This is a genomic window from Bacillus sp. 03113 (assembly GCF_006546985.1).
Classification (GTDB): domain Bacteria; phylum Bacillota; class Bacilli; order Bacillales; family Cytobacillaceae; genus VATK01.
Genome location: NZ_VATK01000011.1, coordinates 1 through 13,757, shown reverse-complemented (window position 1 = coordinate 13,757; position 13,757 = coordinate 1). Strand labels below are relative to the sequence as shown.

The 13,757-nt window shown below is 35.3% G+C and carries 14 protein-coding genes, 1 pseudogene and 1 riboswitch; of the genes and pseudogenes, 6 read left to right on the top strand and 9 right to left on the bottom strand.

The genetic code is table 11. The features are described 5' to 3' along the window. Positions 1-5: 5 nt before the first annotated feature. The 6 genes from FDO66_RS11800 to FDO66_RS11775 form a co-directional block, all read right to left on the bottom strand. Positions 6-785: a DeoR/GlpR family DNA-binding transcription regulator gene (locus tag FDO66_RS11800; protein WP_141432855.1), complete on the bottom strand. Its 780-nt coding sequence runs from the start codon at positions 783-785 to the stop codon at positions 6-8. Continuing rightward, positions 782-1,786 carry an ABC transporter ATP-binding protein gene (locus FDO66_RS11795; RefSeq protein ID WP_141432854.1) on the bottom strand — a complete coding sequence of 335 codons (1,005 nt, stop codon included), beginning with the start codon at positions 1,784-1,786 and terminating at the stop codon, positions 782-784. The genes FDO66_RS11800 and FDO66_RS11795 overlap by 4 nt, the downstream gene beginning before the upstream one ends. Continuing rightward, complete coding sequence (locus FDO66_RS11790) at positions 1,786-2,577, bottom strand: ABC transporter permease (RefSeq protein ID WP_258535710.1); 792 nt, start codon at positions 2,575-2,577, stop codon at positions 1,786-1,788. The genes FDO66_RS11795 and FDO66_RS11790 overlap by 1 nt, the downstream gene beginning before the upstream one ends. Continuing rightward, positions 2,574-3,359 (bottom strand): ABC transporter permease, encoded by a 786-nt coding sequence (locus tag FDO66_RS11785; RefSeq protein WP_258535719.1) that lies wholly within the window; start codon positions 3,357-3,359, stop codon positions 2,574-2,576. The genes FDO66_RS11790 and FDO66_RS11785 overlap by 4 nt, the downstream gene beginning before the upstream one ends. A gap of 80 nt (positions 3,360-3,439) precedes the next feature. Beyond that, complete coding sequence (locus tag FDO66_RS11780; protein ID WP_141432852.1) at positions 3,440-4,279, bottom strand: alkaline phosphatase family protein; 840 nt, start codon at positions 4,277-4,279, stop codon at positions 3,440-3,442. Then, entirely contained in the window at positions 4,269-5,363 is a 1,095-nt protein-coding gene (locus FDO66_RS11775; RefSeq protein WP_141432851.1) for an ABC transporter substrate-binding protein, read from the bottom strand. Before FDO66_RS11775 ends, FDO66_RS11780 begins: the two co-directional genes overlap by 11 nt. Positions 5,364-5,685: 322 nt before the next feature. On the opposite strand from FDO66_RS11775, the pseudogene FDO66_RS21485 reads away from it, so the two are divergent. The 5 genes and pseudogenes from FDO66_RS21485 to FDO66_RS11760 all read left to right on the top strand — a co-directional run. Beyond that, a pseudogene (locus FDO66_RS21485) lies at positions 5,686-6,237 on the top strand (protoglobin domain-containing protein); the annotation flags it as partial. Positions 6,238-6,366: 129 nt separating this feature from the next. Then, the gene (locus tag FDO66_RS21480; RefSeq protein ID WP_395939782.1) at positions 6,367-6,999 is read left to right on the top strand and encodes a methyl-accepting chemotaxis protein; all 633 of its coding nucleotides are present in this window, start codon (positions 6,367-6,369) and stop codon (positions 6,997-6,999) included. Positions 7,000-7,214: 215 nt separating this feature from the next. Continuing rightward, positions 7,215-7,358: a hypothetical protein gene (locus FDO66_RS20880; RefSeq protein ID WP_181444547.1), complete on the top strand. Its 144-nt coding sequence runs from the start codon at positions 7,215-7,217 to the stop codon at positions 7,356-7,358. Positions 7,359-7,691: 333 nt separating this feature from the next. Continuing rightward, entirely contained in the window at positions 7,692-8,570 is an 879-nt protein-coding gene (dpaA, locus tag FDO66_RS11765) for a dipicolinic acid synthetase subunit A (RefSeq protein WP_141432849.1), read from the top strand. Positions 8,571-8,654: 84 nt separating this feature from the next. Further along, a complete protein-coding gene (locus tag FDO66_RS11760) occupies positions 8,655-9,134 on the top strand; it encodes a VanZ family protein (RefSeq protein WP_141432848.1) in 480 nt (159 codons plus the stop codon). A gap of 329 nt (positions 9,135-9,463) precedes the next feature. On the opposite strand, the gene FDO66_RS11755 is transcribed toward FDO66_RS11760, so the two are convergent. Further along, on the bottom strand, positions 9,464-10,465 hold the full coding sequence (locus FDO66_RS11755; protein WP_258535709.1) for a D-2-hydroxyacid dehydrogenase: 1,002 nt from the start codon (positions 10,463-10,465) through the stop codon (positions 9,464-9,466). A 2-nt stretch (positions 10,466-10,467) separates the two neighbouring features. Next, a complete protein-coding gene (locus FDO66_RS11750; protein WP_258535708.1) occupies positions 10,468-11,694 on the bottom strand; it encodes an aminotransferase-like domain-containing protein in 1,227 nt (408 codons plus the stop codon). A 958-nt stretch (positions 11,695-12,652) separates the two neighbouring features. Here FDO66_RS11750 and FDO66_RS11745 point away from each other — a divergent pair. Further along, on the top strand, positions 12,653-12,976 hold the full coding sequence (locus tag FDO66_RS11745; protein WP_141432846.1) for a helix-turn-helix domain-containing protein: 324 nt from the start codon (positions 12,653-12,655) through the stop codon (positions 12,974-12,976). Between the two features lie 322 nt (positions 12,977-13,298). Here the strand turns inward: FDO66_RS11745 and FDO66_RS11740 are convergent, their stop codons facing one another. Further along, the gene (locus tag FDO66_RS11740) at positions 13,299-13,436 is read right to left on the bottom strand and encodes an anti-repressor SinI family protein (RefSeq protein WP_309475275.1); all 138 of its coding nucleotides are present in this window, start codon (positions 13,434-13,436) and stop codon (positions 13,299-13,301) included. A 27-nt stretch (positions 13,437-13,463) separates the two neighbouring features. Then, a riboswitch (cyclic di-GMP riboswitch) is annotated at positions 13,464-13,554 on the bottom strand. Positions 13,555-13,757 lie beyond the last annotated feature (203 nt).

The window sequence follows — 13,757 nt, the reverse complement described above, 5'->3', positions numbered from 1 at the left end:
TCCTCCTAGGCTGTAATCCAAGTAACATTATTTTCTTTCATCAAACTCTTCCATTCCTTGTCGGGATCTATGTCACTTATAAGATAATCAAATAAGGACATCTCCCCTATAAGGTAAAACGCTTCTTTATTGATTTTTGAATGATCTGCTAATAAGTAACTTTCACGAGATATTTTCATCATCACTTTCGATACTTCGATTTCTTCAATATCAAAGTCACTAACATATCCTTGAGAAATGCCTCCGCACGAAATAAAAGCCTTGTCCACTCGAAAAGAGTTAAGCATTTGAGCTGTTAAAGCCCCTTTTATCGATTGCTGCGCTGTATGGAGCATGCCACCAAGAATGATAATTTCCCCGGAAAATGCTTTTTTCTCTAAACGATCATTTAAGGTTGATGCAGCGATCAATGAATTGGTTACGATGGTTATGTTTTCGACATTGTGAATGGCATGACATAATTCTAAGGTTGTTGTGCCTACATCAATCACAATGGTATCACCAGATTCAATACATTTTGCAGCTGCTTCCCCAATATGTTTTTTTTCAGCTTGTCGTATTTTTCTCTTTTTTTCAAAAGAAGGCTCTATCCTTTCTCCACGAAAAGAGACCGCACCTCCATGAACTCGTTTTAATAACCTCTGCTCTTCAAGAGAAGCAAGGTCACGACGAATCGTTTCGGGTGTAACACCAAGCTGTTCAGATAGGATATTCACAAAAACTTTACCTTTTTGTTCTAATTCTATTAATATGGATTGTTTTCTCTCTTCTGTTACATGATTCATTGAAAGGAAATCACATCCTCTTTTTCAATAAATAAGATTTTTTCCTCATTATACATAATTCTTTTTTTCGAATGGTGCAATTGCTCTACAAAAATGGGGACACCGTTGACATTTAGTTCATAACGAACAATATTCCCTAATATGGTTATATCTTGCACTTTTCCTTTAACGGATAAGCAATCTTCTGTTCGTTCAATTTGAAAAGCTTCTGGACGAATAGCAAACGTTTCTCCTGCAAAATCATGACTAGAATCAAAAAGGAAGCCAACTTGAGCACGAGTTAAAACATTATAGTGACCGATAAAACGAGCGACAAATTCACTTTTTGGTTTCGTATATAATTCCTCTGGAGTTCCAACCTGTGCGATCTCTCCCTTATTCATTAAGTAAATTCGATCGGAAATAGCCATTGCTTCTTCTTGATCATGTGTAACAAAAATCATCGTCATCCCTAATCTTTGTTGAATCGAACGTAGCTGAGATTGAAGATTTTTCCTTATTTGAGCATCGAGTGCACTTAAAGGCTCGTCTAGTAAAATAATTTTAGGTTCAATGACAATCGAACGTGCAAGTGCCACCCGCTGCTGCTGCCCTCCTGAAAGCTCATGGGGATAAGCATTCTCTTTCTCTTGCAAACCAACAAGTTGAAGGATAGCCGTTACCTTGTCCTGGACAAATTCTTTTGACAGCTTTTTCATTTTTAATCCAAATGCAACATTTTCAAATACGGTCATATTCGGAAACAATGCGTAAGACTGAAAAACCATCCCTACATGTCGTTCCTTCGGAGGCAAATTCGTAATCCTTTTATCCTCCATTTTGATTTCTCCAGAGTTAACGGCTGTTAAACCAGCGATTGCTCTCAAGAGAGTAGACTTTCCACAACCGCTCGGTCCTAAAAGAGTGACAAGTTCTCCTTTTTCAATCGAGAGAGACAAATTATTTAATACCCTAACATCCCCAAATGAAAGAGACATTTGATTAATCGTTAAAAAGCTCATCAAACTTTCTCCTTTTGAATCTTTTTATTGGAACTAATCTTGATAATGATCCAGCACAATAAGACGAGTACGATAAAATATGAAATGACGACTGAGCTTGATAAATGCCCGCTTTCATTCATACGCCGGAATAAATAAATTTGAATCGTTTCAAAATATCCTCCAACTAATAAATTCGTTAATACAAACTCCCCGAATAAAATAGAAAAAGACAATATAGAAGAAACAATAACCCCTGATTTAATATTTGGTAAGATCACATTTATAAAAGACTGTGTTCGAGTTGCTCCTAATAGCTCTGCGGCTTCCATTAGCGTTACGGAATTAACGGATTGTAAACTATTCCGGATCCCTTGATACATAAAAGGTAGAACAGCAACAAAGAAAGCACCTGATAAGATCACAACCATTGGAATCGCTCCTCCTGCGTATGCTCGAAGCAATCCTACTGCTGCCACAACGCCTGGAATGGCATAGGGCATTAGAACAATGACTTTTAAGATCCGTTCTAGCTTCGGTAAATAAACAGTAATAACAAATACCGTCGGGACCATAATGAGAATAATGACAATCATTGAACCAACAGTTAATAAAAATGTTCGACTCATTGCTTCAATAAAACGAGGATCTCCGTATAATTCTGTATACCATTTTAGCGTCAAACCATCTGGAAAAATGGTTTTCGTCCACCTTGTTGCAATGGAATAAAAGAACGTTGCGATGAGCGGTAAAGCTAAATAAAGGAGAAAAAGCGTTACAATAATGTGATGCTGCGTCATCCTTTTTTTCACTTGATATCCCTCCGAACCTTACGTAATAACCATTCATTAATCAGCATGGCCATCATCATTAACAAAGCAAGAATCACAGCAAGGGCACTTCCAAGTTCCGGACGAGCATAAATATCACCTGAAACCAATGATCCAATTCGAATAGGAAGAAGATTAAATTTGCTTCCTACTAGTGCATAAGCCGTTGCATAGGCACCCATCGCATTGGCAAATAAAATACTAAGTGTTCCGGTAATTCCAGGAAGAAGATAAGGTAATCCAATTTTTCGCCAAAAGGTAAAGGGTGTTGCTCCTAATAAATAGGAAGCCTCCTTCCATTTCTCATCAATCCCTTTATACATCGGAAACAAAAGCAACGCAGCAAGGGGAAGCTGAAAATAGACGTAAATCATCGTTAAGCCTGCCCAAGAATATAAATCAAATTGTTGAAGCCACTCCATGCCAAACTTATGAAATAAAAGCGTAAACACACCACTGTTTCCTAGTAATATGATAAAAGCAAATGCAAGTGGTACACCTGCAAAATTTGATATCATATTAACGAAAAGCAATAATTTCTCTTGAAAAGCAGAAGGAAATTTTGTAAATGAGTACGCAACGAAAAGAGCGATAACCAAGCCTATTAGACTTGATGTTAGAGAGATGATGGCACTATTTTTAAAAGATTGATAATAAAAGGAATTCGTAAAAATTTCAATATAGTTTCCAAATGTCCATCCGCTGCCATTCTCACCGCTAAAGCTTGCTGTGATCATGGTGAAAAGTGGAACGAATAAAAACATCACAATAAAAAGAATAAACGGCAAAAGTGTAAAAAGAATTAATTTGTCTATTTTATGATTCAATTGGGACACCTTCTTTCTTACAAGGTAGAGCTTCCGGCTCTCATCCCTGGCAATGATAGTGGAGTCATAGCAGCAGTTGGCTTTATCTGCAACAATTGGCATGCCAAAGGTGCAATCATAAGCTGGGAAATCTCTTCTTTGTAAATGCCTGGTTCTATTTGATCTGAAATGATAAATAAAGGAACATTTCTTACATCATTTAACGTGCCGCCGTGATGCCCATCATCATTCATGCCATGATCTGCTGTGACGATGATTTGATAACCCTTTTCCATCCAAGCTGGTATGATGGTACCTAGTATGGAATCAACCATCAAAACACTTCCCTTGTATTCCCTCGAATTTGCAGTAAACTTATGGCCAAAATCATCAATATTCATAGAATGAACATATAAAAAATCAGGATGATAGGTTGTAAGTAAATGGTGTGCGTCTGCAAATAAATGAGAATCAGGATAATGATCTTCGAAATAGAACATGCCATGCTGAATTGGATGATCCGGGTTATGTTGAATTCGATCCTCCTGGATGACAAAGGGAGCCCGATTATACAATTCACTTACCCAATAATAAGAGGCTGTTGCATTCGTTAACCCATAGCGTTTTGTTAGATGGAACAGGCTTTCTTGATTCGATAATCGCACCGTTTGGTTTGTCGTAATCCCATTTTGATACGGCGGTGTCCCTGTTAAAAGAACCTCGTATAACGGTCTCGATAAACTAGGTATTTCTGATTTCACACAGTAACGTGCCGCGATTCCTTTTTCAACTAAATGACCTAAATAACCCATTTGCTCAACGGCTGCGTCAAAACGCAAGCCGTCAAGCATAATCATCGCTAATTTATTATTTAACATGGATCAGTACCTTTTCTTGCCATAATTGCGGAAGCTGTTTAGCCGTTTCATCCCAAGCCTTAAAATCTTCTACTGGTTTCGCATTTTCATATTGCTCTTTAGGAAGAACTTTTTCTTGCACATCAGCAGGCAGTTCAACATTATCACGAATTGGACGAGCATATCCGCGTGCTAAATTAATTTGTCCTTCATCGGATAAAATATATTCACGTGCTAACATCGCTGCATGTGGATGCTTGGCATTTTTATTAATGACCGTTGTATAACCACTTACAACTGAAGCATCTTCAGGAATGGAAACCTCAAAGCGATCCTTATCAATTTGATCACGATAGTTTAAGCCATTGAAATCCCAAACAACTGCTACATCAATTTCACCTTTTTCTAAATTGGCAATAGATGAATCTACAGAAGAAAGACGACCTTGTTTAGCAATCTTGTCAAAGTACTCAAGACCTGGTTCTATATCTTTTTCATCTCCACCATTCGCCATCGCTGCTGCTAAAACAGCAAATTGAGATTGAGTACCTTTTGTTACATCACCGATCGCCACTTTATAATCACCATTTAATAAATCATCCCATGTTTTTGGCGGATTTTTCACATTATTTTTATCCGTTAAAAATGCGATTGTACCGGTATAGCCTAGAATCCAATGCCCCTCATCATCCTTTGCCCAATCTGGAACGTCATCCCAATAAGAGGTTTTATACGGAAGCGTTAATCCCTTTTCCTTTGCTAATGGACCAAAGTTAATGCCAACATCCCCGATATCAGCCGTTGCATTCTTGCCTTCAGATTCGAATTTAGCCAATTCCTCAGCACTCGACATATCTGTATCTTTATGCTTTAAATTGTATTCACTATCTAGTTCTTTCCAGGTTTCTCCCCAGTTTGCCCAGCTATCAGGCATCCCAACGCTGGCAACTTCCCCTTCCTCTTTTGCTTTATTTGTAATTTCTTCTAGTGATAAATTCTCTGTCTTTACATTTGTTTCCTTATTCGTTGCACTCGATTGCGCACAAGCAGTTAAAAGCGAAGTTGATAGAAATCCTACTGATAAGATTTTGAATAGTTTATTCATCTTTGATCCTCCGTTTTGTTTTTGCTTTTTTTGTTTTCATAAGAAATTATAAAAAACAAAAGTAAATAGGACATTAAACAAACGTAAATAAACATTAAACAAATGTAAAAACCAGTAAGAATGCTATACGATTTTCATTGTTCTCCAATGAATCCTCTAAAAAAATTCGAAATTTTTTCACAATTAACCTAATTTTTAATCATATTCTTAATAAATTCATTCCACACAGGACTAATTTACTATAAGATATTCATATAAAAATGATCTTTACTTTAGCGATTGAATCAATTTAATCAATAAAGAATGAGCACAAAACTTTAGAATGGAGAGTGGTGGAATGGTCATTTCCTTACGTAATAAATCGAAGGAATTGAAGTGGTTATCTAATAGAGAAGAACGTTCAGTCACGATCGATGTTTCTGATAGATCTATATTAGAAAAGTTAAAAATGATTGATCTCACCGTTCAAGACCTGCAAATTTCACAATGTATTCAACCAATGATTGAAGAGAAAATAGAGTTAATAGTTGATAGTTTTTATGATACGGTATTAAATATCAAAGAATTAAAGGAAATCATCGAGAAACACAGTCATGTGGATAGACTGAGAAAAACACTTTCCTCTCATTTATTAGAATTGTTTAATGGTTCCATTGATGAGACATTTATTGAAAAAAGACTAAGGGTAGCTAAGATCCATTTTCATATTGGTTTAAAGCCTGCTTGGTTTATGGGGTCATTTCAAAATCTGCAAAATACTTTATTGAAAATCATATTTGATGAAGTACCAGACCGCAAAGAAATGAAGGAAATTTCATTAATTTTGATGAAAATAGTAAGCCTTGAGCAACAAATCGTTTTAGAAGCGTATGAAAAAGAACATGATAGACAAAAAGAAGTAGAATATCAAAAAGTAAAAGAAGAAATTAAAAAAAATGTACTTGAAACAAGCTCAGAACTAGCTTCATTGGCAATAGAAACGAATCAGGCAGTTGAAGCATTGATGCTCAACAGTGAAAAAGTCAACGAACTGATCACACATAGCAATGAACAATCTAGGCTGGCACATCAATTTTCCTCAAACGGGCAACACCTAATAGACGAACTCACAGAGAAAATCCAACTAATAATAGACAATACGAATAATGTTAATCAAATGGTACAGCAACTAATCCTATCGTCCAATCAAATTACCAATGTGATAAAGCTTGTTCAAGAAATTGCAAACCAAACAAATTTGTTAGCATTAAACTCAGCTATTGAAGCAGCACGAGCAGGGGAACACGGGAAAGGCTTTGCTGTCGTTGCAGGAGAAGTAAAAAGGCTTGCTGAACAAACAAAGCAGTCGATTGCTCAAATCCAATCCCATGTTGAAACATCAAGTGAATATGCCCGAATAGTAAATGAAGCATTGCATAATGTAAATGAAGCTGTCGTGGAAGGCAAAGAAAAATCAGCACATACAAATGAAGCCTTTCAACATATTGCATCAACTATGGACATAAATGTAGAGAGCGTTTCCGAGGTACAATTACAAATGGGACAATTAGTGGAAAACATTCGAGATATTCGCGAAGCCATGTCCGGGGTGACAGAGTCTGCCGAGCATTTAAATCAAACGGCTAATTTGGTTTAAGAAAAGATATAACCGTTATTAACTTTCCCTTCTACTTTTTACTCAGCTAATCATCATAGACCAGCGCCAATATATTAACATACACAGTTTTCTTTTCTACTATGCAAAGTCCTCTGCTTTAACCTATGTATCAATAAAAAGTGTACTTTATCTAAATTAAAACAATGCATTAAGAGCATATTATGTATAGGAATCATGAAAGGAGCAGACAACGGATGAAAAAAGAACCATCAAATAAAGATAGAAAAGCAAATCCTATACCGAATGAAGAACTAACAACCGTTAACGAAATTTCCTATGATGAAAAGACTGGACAGCCATTACCACAGCCAAAAGACTACGATGAAATTGAATATTAAAAATGGTTAAATCGTATCATAAAGGACTAAATAAACATAATAATCCTTTATGATGCGATTGATTCGTTAGTTATACATCATCATTAGTTTTTAAGTAAAATGCGCTTGTCCTTGATTCTGACTACTGGGATCGAGTCAAGTATTCTATTTGTAGCTTTGTTACTTCAAAAGCAAAGCCTACTCCTTATGTATTTAAAGAACCTACTCTCATTCATTTCTACATTTATCAATCCTTTCTCCGAATTTTTCATGACTGAACCCTTTCATTTATTCTCGTTTTGGGATACTTTATTATTAATAGCAGTAAAATGGATATTATAAGGAGAATGTAGAATGCTAGACGAAGTAACTATTTTACTGGTAGGAGGAGATCATCGATACATAGAGGTGGTCAAGAAACTATCACAAGAAAATGCTAAAATTGTATTAGTAGGTTTTGATGAAATAACACTTGATTTCCCAAACACAAGTAAGCTTGAAATACACCAAGTTGATTTTAGAACCCTTGATGCCATTCTATTGCCTGTTTCAGGTGTGAATCCAGATGGAAGTGTTGAAGCTCCCTTTTCATCGAAAGAAGTTTTTTTAACAAAGGAATTAGTCTCTCAAACGCCCGATCATTGCGTCCTTTATTCGGGGATCTCTACACCATTTTTGGATAAGCTAGTTGCAGAAACCAATCGTAGACTCGTTCGAATTTTTGATCGAAGTGATGTTGCCATCTTAAATTCGATTCCAACAGCAGAAGGTGCGCTGATGCTAGCCATTCAAAACACAGATTTTACCATTCATGGATCGAATGTGATGGTTCTCGGATTTGGAAGAGTTGGAATGACGATTGCAAGAGTGTTTTCAGCAGTAGGAGCAAAGGTAGCTGTTTGTGTCCGAAAAGCAATGGATGCGGCTCGTATCACGGAAATGGGATTGGTCCCTATTTTCTTGGATGAGCTAAAAGAAAATATCTCCAAAATGGATATTGTGATTAATACCATACCAAGGCTTGTTCTTTCATCTAATATTCTTGCAAAAGCAGCAGAACACACATTGATTTTAGATCTTTCTTCAAAGCCAGGTGGTACAGATTTTGAGTATGCTAAGAAAAGAAACCTTAAAGTGATATGGGCGTTAGGGTTGCCTGGAAAAATTGCTCCAAAAACAGCGGGACTAATCATTGGAGATGTTATTTCTAAATGGCTGAAGGATGAAAATTAGAGAGCTCTAGTTGGGGGACAAATCCTAAGGTAGAGTTTAGAAAAAAATCTGGAAGTGTGACCCAAAGATAAGGGGGGATTGGTGATGAACACCAACCATGTAATCACAAGAAAGATTTCTCAAAAAAATCGATTAAAAAAACATCGACAGGATCGCAGCCGAAAAAAGCGAAAACTACTAGTCGCTTTCATATGGGCTATTATTTTAGCATTTTACACCTCCGTTAATAATTTAGAAGATCTTTTAGCTCTTCAATCTGTTACATTCAAATGGAACACATCACCCGATTATGCTTCTTTCTTTCATTTCTTAGATATCACAAAAATACATCGTTACTTTGTGTTTGTAAAGGTTGGACATTTTATTGGATTTGCTATCTTAGATCTACTTCTATTTAATTGGTTACAAAACCATAAGAAATCCATTTTCATTTCAATCACCTTTGCCTTCCTAACTGAATTCTTCCAATTTTACCTAGGGAGAGATGGCCGACTTTATGACCTAATCATTGACTCTTTAGGGGTTATAACGGTTTTTCTTTTAATAAAAATAATAAGAAAATAAATAACAGACCATCTATAAGGAAGGTTAGAAAATCATATGTCAGATAAAGAATTTATCAACAAGACGAATCATAGCCGAAAGATTGGGATACAAATAACAAAACACAACATAAAGGCTAGGCTTTTACTCTTATTTAAATGGATCGTCATCATAAGCGTTATCTTATCTTTAGCTATCATCATCTTATTTGAAATTATTTTAAATTTAATATGAAATCTAAAAAAACGGGCCAAGTACAAAATTCTTCTATCGGCAAAACCACTTTTAAAGCACAAATGTTCTCGAACTGAAAAAATCCACTCTTCCCATAACAAAGAGTGGATTTTTTACTAGTAGCCCATTTGTTTATTAACAACGTTTAATAAAGGCTTTCCTTCAGAAAAGAGCTGTAAATTTTGAATAAAAAGCTCCATGTATCGGTCAATGGTTTTCGGAGACCAATAAGCATTATGAGGGGAAACAATCACATTATCCATCGTCCAAAAAGGATGATCAGCAGGTAATGGTTCCACTTCAAATACATCCAATGCAGCACCCGCGATATGCCCATTTTGCAAGTATTCGACTAAATCCTCTTCTACGATCGTATTTCCACGTCCAACATTAATAAAATAGCTGCCTTTTTTAAACTGTTCAAAACGTTCTTTGTGAAAAGAATGAATCGTTTCCTGTGTAGCTGGCAGAGCTAAAACAACAAAATCAGACTGAGATAGTACTTGATCCACATCATCCATTCCTACAATAAGATCAGCAGGGTCATTCTCTCTATTCTGTTTTTGCGGATTCCTCTTACAGCCTAGAACGCGCATTCCAAGTGCTTTACATCTAGTTGCAATCTCATAACCAATTTCCCCGTAACCAATGATTCCAACTGTAGCATTCATTAGATCGATCACAGGAATGTCGCCCCACTCCTTGCGTTCTTGCTTACGAACTAAAGTAGGAACGCTTCTAGCTAAGGATGAAATCATGGCAATCGTATGCTCTGCAATTGGAATAGATGTACAGCCTTTCGTATTCGTAATTACCACTTCATGGTTCTGAACCAACGGATGCAGCATTTTATCGATACCTACACTTGTTGATTGAACCCATTTTATATTGGGAGCCTTCTCTAAAATATGAAGTGTATCACGGAAACCGGCTGTTAGGACAATATTACACTCTAATAAATCAGCAGTTGGTTCTGGTTCCGGCGCCCCATGCTGCCATGGTTCAACGATTACACGAGTACTAACTTCCTTTATTTCTTCAATATATTTTTCTGGTATGATATTTCGAATATATACAATAGGCTCAACCTTTTTAGGGTTCATTGTTAATGTTGACAACGTTAAACCTCCTCCAGTACCTTTTGATTTTTCATATATTCAAAATAAGATTCTGCAATTACTCTAATACCTTCACGTATCTGTTCTTCATCACAAAAGCTGAAGCATAGCCTCATACTGTTAACCTCTTCTTCATGCAAGTAGAAATGTCTTCCGTCAATATAGCTTACACCATGTTCAGAAGCCGATTCTAAAAATGCACTCGTATCCACTTCAGGAGCAAAGGAAAGCCATAAGAAAAATCCGCCTTCTGGTAAAATAAATGAAACATGACCATCCAAGTACTCTTTAATCGCATCGACCATAGAATCTCTTCTTGAACGATAGCAAGACACAAGCTGCCTGCGATGTTCATCAAAATCAACATTTTCCAAAAATTGACTAATTACCTCTTGAACAAAAACACTTGTATACCCATCTGACTTCAACAATCTCATTTTGTTTAATACATTTTCCCCAGCAATCGTCCAACCAATTCGAATTCCTGGAGCAATGATTTTTGAACAAGTACTTAAATAAATGACACGTTCTGGGCCAAAGGAATAAATGGATGGAAGGAATTCACCTGTAAAGCTAAGCTCCACATAAGCATCATCCTCAACAATATAAAAATTATATTCATAAGCTAGTTCAGCTAATTTTTTTCTTCTTTCTACAGACAAATTCACACCAGCAGGGTTGTGATAATTTGGAATAACATAGAGAAATTTCGGAATTGGCTTCCCATTCTTTTTTGCATCAATTAACGCTTCTTCAACCAAATCCACTCTTAATCCATTTTCATCAATTGGAAAAGAAGTTAATTCAACTTCAGCTAAGCGAAAATAGCGCAGAGCTCCAAAATAGATAGGTGCTTCAACCCATACATGCTCTCCTGGATCTGCAAGCGTTCTTGTCAAAATATCAATCCCTTGATTCGAACCAGTTGTAACTAAAATATTTTTTTCCTCTACATCAATAGCCCGTAAACGAGAACGGTGTTTGATCCATTCCGCTACCTTTTGCTGACCCGGACCTCCAGAATACTGTAACGCTTGACGTCCTTCTGTTTGGAGAGCTGCTGCTGAAGCCTCTATTAGAGAAGAAATAGGAAAAGATTCTGGTGCTGGGTACCCAAATGATAAAGGGATGGTAATAGCTTTTTTTCCAGCAAAAGCTGACCCGATCGTTGGAAAATCAGGAAATCGTTTTGAAAATGAGAACTCTTCTAATTTTGTCATATGAATCATTCCTTCCTCTTCTTAAAAACAAATTATGTAAATTTATTAAAATGATAAAAAATTCATGATGGGTTAAATCTCTTAAAAGAGATACCTCAGTTGTAAGAAGACTCTACTAAAATAATATTTATTGATCCTAATAAACAAAAATTACTTTATTCAATTTCGTAATACTTTCTTACACATTATAATAAAAAGGTGATGATCATGTCATATTTTCTTACATTCATTTGTTAATTCGATGTTAAGTATATAAACTCTATTAAGTACTTGTCAATAATAAATAGACAAAATTATGTCAATTTTTATAATTTACTCATTCTTCTCTTACCTAAACTTTATAGCTACTATAGAGTTAATACGAGTGAAAACGAAGCGATGGTTCTCATGTAATGAAATACATTCATAATCAAATCAAAAAAAGCAATTGGAAGGACATACATTTATAATAGAAGAAACTCGGAAAGTAGATAGGGGAATTCACCAATATAGTAATTGATTCTTCTTAAAAAACCTTATTCTTACTATATAGTTTTCACCTTACGAAAATGGATTAAGAATATTGGAGGAAAGACCGTTTATGGAGAAATTAAGAAATGAAATAGGGATATCAGTTCAAACGCCTTGCAACCATATTTACCAGCAAGACAAGTTTTAATCGTCGACTAGATGGTTATACTCTAGATAGCTTAATGGATATATATAAATGAAATTGTTAAATATTATTGACGGTTTTAAATTAGCAAGCATATAATATAAATCGTAGACACACAAAGACAATAAACGACAATATTAGACATAATCTTATGACCTAGCCGTTTAATCTGCAATATTTTTAAAAATATACCAGCACTAAATCCCATATTACCTCTCCATTATAAACAAACAGACTGTAAAATACATCCTTTTTATTTATTTTTTACATTTTTATCAACTTTACTATGAAAGACTGGGTGAGATAGATTAAATGATCGGCCATCGTGTAAAAAAACTCCGCCAAAAAAAGAAAATGTCATTGTCAGAGTTAGCTGAACAGGCAGGAGTTGCAAAATCCTATTTAAGTTCATTAGAACGAAATTTACAATCAAATCCTTCCATACAGTTTTTAAAAAAAATAGCTCTTGTTTTAAATGTTCCCGTAGATAATTTAATTTATGAGCAATTAGACAAAGATGAATTAGATTTAGAATGGATAAAAATAGTTAGAGATGCTATGGATTCTGGTGTCACAAAAGACCATTTTCGGGAATTTCTTGAGTATAATAAATGGAAAATGAACCAAAATAATTAAGTCCTATCTTTCACCTTCAGTGGATAGGTTTTTTTGCATTTTATCCATATATGTATTAAGTAGTTAGTATCACACACCTGATTTGTGACAGGCATAAGACACAATACACAGCGCTTGAAAACCCTAAGTTTCGGGAATTGTGGCTTATGATCTGAAAAATTAGTTACATGTATTCATCACAAAAGTACCGGTCAGCCTTTATTTTCATTAGTTTTTTATTTCAATAAAATTATGTTTGCAAATTTCTCTTAATACTTTTAACAAACATATTCCTCTAAATAGAGAAATACTACTCGTTTCCTATAATTCGGATTTAGATGGTTCAACTAATAATACTTCCAGAGTTCCTTTTTAAAAATTGACGTATTTTATCCTTTTCTAATCCGATTCTCTTAGCCTCTACAATTAATTGCATCCATTCTTCGTCAAGTCCATCCATCTGATAGTTAGTTTCAACCACTTTTATCCCTCCGAAAACAAATTTTACTCAGGCAATCCGGCTATCATGGCATATATCTCAATACTTTAGATCCGTGATTTTGCGTCCCAACTTTTCAGATGGTTTGCCTTTTCCTGTTTCCGTTTATATTCGTAAAAATTATTGGATTAATGCATTTGATACCTCTATTATACATAAAATTTTGTCTATTTTGTGACATGTTTTTTTCGATATTTTCCGACAATTAATTCATATTCGGAGTTTATTGTAAACGCTAGAATAAAGTTGACAGTTTTCGCTTGATAAGATTTTACACTTTTGCTCAATCAACCTACTACTTTA

Bases quoted from the DNA above. Each gene is read 5' to 3' on its own strand.
- FDO66_RS11800 (WP_141432855.1), bottom strand. From the start codon at position 785: ATGAATCATGTAACAGAAGAGAGAAAACAATCCATATTAATAGAATTA.
- FDO66_RS11795 (WP_141432854.1), bottom strand. From the start codon at position 1,786: ATGAGCTTTTTAACGATTAATCAAATGTCTCTTTCATTTGGGGATGTT.
- FDO66_RS11785 (WP_258535719.1), bottom strand. From the start codon at position 3,359: ATGTTTTTATTCGTTCCACTTTTCACCATGATCACAGCAAGCTTTAGC.
- FDO66_RS11780 (WP_141432852.1), bottom strand. From the start codon at position 4,279: ATGTTAAATAATAAATTAGCGATGATTATGCTTGACGGCTTGCGTTTT.
- FDO66_RS11775 (WP_141432851.1), bottom strand. From the start codon at position 5,363: ATGAATAAACTATTCAAAATCTTATCAGTAGGATTTCTATCAACTTCG.
- FDO66_RS21480 (WP_395939782.1), top strand. From the start codon at position 6,367: ATGCTCAACAGTGAAAAAGTCAACGAACTGATCACACATAGCAATGAA.
- FDO66_RS20880 (WP_181444547.1), top strand. From the start codon at position 7,215: ATGAAAAAAGAACCATCAAATAAAGATAGAAAAGCAAATCCTATACCG.
- dpaA (WP_141432849.1), top strand. From the start codon at position 7,692: ATGCTAGACGAAGTAACTATTTTACTGGTAGGAGGAGATCATCGATAC.
- FDO66_RS11760 (WP_141432848.1), top strand. From the start codon at position 8,655: ATGAACACCAACCATGTAATCACAAGAAAGATTTCTCAAAAAAATCGA.
- FDO66_RS11750 (WP_258535708.1), bottom strand. From the start codon at position 11,694: ATGATTCATATGACAAAATTAGAAGAGTTCTCATTTTCAAAACGATTT.
- FDO66_RS11745 (WP_141432846.1), top strand. From the start codon at position 12,653: ATGATCGGCCATCGTGTAAAAAAACTCCGCCAAAAAAAGAAAATGTCA.